Source organism: Streptomyces sp. CB01881 (genome assembly GCF_002953255.1).
Classification (GTDB): Bacteria; Actinomycetota; Actinomycetes; order Streptomycetales; family Streptomycetaceae; genus Kitasatospora.
The window spans coordinates 10,962,235-10,963,937 of record NZ_CP026498.1; the positions used below are offsets into that span (position 1 = coordinate 10,962,235).

Annotated in this window: 2 protein-coding genes and 1 pseudogene; 1 reads left to right on the forward strand and 2 read right to left on the reverse strand. The window is 70.1% G+C overall.

The genetic code is table 11. The features are described 5' to 3' along the window. The first annotated feature begins 594 nt into the window (after positions 1–594). On the forward strand, positions 595–1,206 hold the full coding sequence (locus C2142_RS37205) for a hypothetical protein (RefSeq protein WP_148647158.1): 612 nt from the start codon (positions 595–597) through the stop codon (positions 1,204–1,206). Positions 1,207–1,243: 37 nt separating this feature from the next. Here C2142_RS37205 and C2142_RS37210 read toward each other — a convergent pair whose 3' ends face one another. After that, a complete protein-coding gene (locus C2142_RS37210) occupies positions 1,244–1,459 on the reverse strand; it encodes a hypothetical protein (protein ID WP_148647159.1) in 216 nt (71 codons plus the stop codon). A 35-nt stretch (positions 1,460–1,494) separates the two neighbouring features. Further along, a pseudogene (locus C2142_RS37215) lies at positions 1,495–1,703 on the reverse strand (hypothetical protein); the annotation flags it as partial.

Below are 1,703 nucleotides of genomic sequence, written 5' to 3' on the forward strand. Positions count from 1 at the left end.
AGACCAAGGTACTGTTCGGCGCTACCAAGGGCGCCTCTGTATGAGATGGTGCGCTCTCGAACGGGTGACGCCTCCCGCGACGCCGCCGGGGATCGGCCAGGTCCCGCAACCGCTCCGCCAGGTCACTCGTCGTGCCGTGCTGACGAACGTGCGGCTTGAGGAGGCAGACGGTGGCAGACTGACGGCACATTGAGGCTCCGGTGCAGGCCGACTTGGCAAGGTCACCCCTTCAACCGGGGCCTCGTTGCGTTGGCAACGGCCGGGCCAGCCCGCATCGCTCCGTCGCGACCAGCAACTTCCGCTGATCACCAGGACCTTGAAGCGCCCTTGGGTCGCAACTCAGAACTCCTCCCAGGTCTATCCGGGCGACGGGGACTGCTCGGTGGGCGACCAGTGATGCGCCGACACCGTCATCCAGCGGTCGCTGGGCGGGGTGACGGACGACAAGACCACCTGGCAGAACCGGCTGACCTACCAGCAGGTGTGCAGTTTCGGAGCCACCGCTGAACCATCACCGATCCGTCACCGGACCGGCGCTCGAACCACCCGGCGGCCCCCGTCGCACTGTCGGCGGGGGCTGCCATCATCATCGGCATGAACATAGAGACCCTGCTCCGCGACCTGGCCGAGACATACAGTGACGAGCTGTTCGGCGAGCACCCGGAGGAATTCCACCGCGCCGCCGACCTGACCGTCACCTCGGGGCTGGTCTTCAGCAGCCCCGACGCGCTGGAGTGGTTCACCTGCGACGACGTGCCCGTCGGAACCCACCCCGTGCATGTCGGCGTGGTACGTCGCCAGGACGCCGAGCGCGGGCGGGAGCTGGCCCTCGTCATCATGGCGCTGGTCCCCTTTGCCGAGCCCGAGGTCATCGCCGAGGCCGAGTTCGAGGACGCCTTCGAGGACTACCAGCCGCTCGGCCCCGACCTCGGCTTCCTCTGGGACGACACCGCGATGGGCGCCCTGCGCTTCGACGGCCCGCGCCCGAAGGCCTTCCCGGACCTCGACGTCTTCGTGACGCACGTCGAGGCAGAGCTCGCCACCGCCGACCCGACCGGCCGCATGCCGTCCTGGGTGGACGTCACGGTGGACGAACGTACCGGCGCGAACGTGCTGGCCTTCCCGGTCAACGCCGGGGCGGCGGGCTGCTACGAGGCCCGCGACGCCGACGGCCGTCTGGTTGCCCTTCTGTTCACCGCTTCGTGACCCGCCCGTTCACCGCCCGGTGACCACGCCCGCCGGGTCAGGGCATCCTCGATGGCCCGGCGGGCGCCACCCGCGCCGCCACCTTGCCCTCGTCGTCCCGCAGGTACCGGGCCTGGTCCCGCAGCCGCGCACCCGCCCTGCGGTACACAGCCCTGCTGTCGATCGTGGTCGTCCGGTCGGACGCTGTGGAAGCCAGGTCCACCACGGCCTCCACCAGTCCGGCGAGCGCACCCAGCAGCGCCGCCTCCTCCACCTCCGGGATGCGCTCCCGCCCGGTCTCCCCCTGCTTTATGCGTCGGGGCCGTGAGCGGCAACACCGTTGGCCGTGGAGGTCTGGTCGGTGTCGCGCATCCGCGACCACAGCACCGGGTCGGGCACCTGGCCCGCGACGGAGTCGCCGTCCGCGTACTGGGACTCCGAGGTGAGCCACAACCGTCGATCGGACACGAAGTCCTGCTGGGTCACCCGGCGCGAGTCGTAGGACCACAGAGATCGGA